The 574-nt window shown below is 40.9% G+C and carries 1 protein-coding gene; it reads right to left on the bottom strand.

The genetic code is table 11. The features are described 5' to 3' along the window. A partial coding sequence (locus GB932_RS21940; protein WP_197517199.1) for a 2-oxo acid dehydrogenase subunit E2 occupies positions 1-574 on the bottom strand: 574 nt, incomplete at both ends.

Genomic DNA, 574 nt, shown 5'->3' on the forward strand with positions numbered 1-574 from the left:
CCCTTGAGTATCCTCTGGTCTCAATTTCTTGTTTCTTGCTCTGTAAGCTAAGTCATTGATTGCTTTTGCAAGCCCTGAAAGAGATAACTGATCTGCATTTTTGATAACTGGAACGATAAGGTTTCCGTCCGGAAGGGCAGTAGCCATACCGATGTTGATGTTTTTCTTTTTGATGATGTTTTCACCATTTACAGAAACATTGATCATTGGGAAATCCTGGATTGCCTTCACTACCGCTTTTACGAAAATAGGCATGAAAGTCAATTTTTCACCTTCACGTTTTTCGAATACAGCTTTGTTTTTATTTCTCCATTTTACAACGTTGGTAACGTCTGTTTCAATGAAAGAAGTAACGTGTGGAGCAATTTGTTTTGCTTTCACCATGTTTTCAGCGATGATCTTTCTCATTCTGTCCATTGGAATGATCTCATCACCTGCACTTACCGGAATAGTAGCTGCCGGAGCTGATACTGCCGGTTGTGGAGCTGAAGCTGTCTGTACCGGAGCAGCCTGCTGAGCTGGCTTGCTTCCTCTGTTAGCAACATATGCTAATATATCTTCTTTGGTAATTCTT

This window comes from Microbacterium karelineae (assembly GCF_009745985.1).
Taxonomy (GTDB): domain Bacteria; phylum Actinomycetota; class Actinomycetes; order Actinomycetales; family Microbacteriaceae; genus Microbacterium; species Microbacterium karelineae.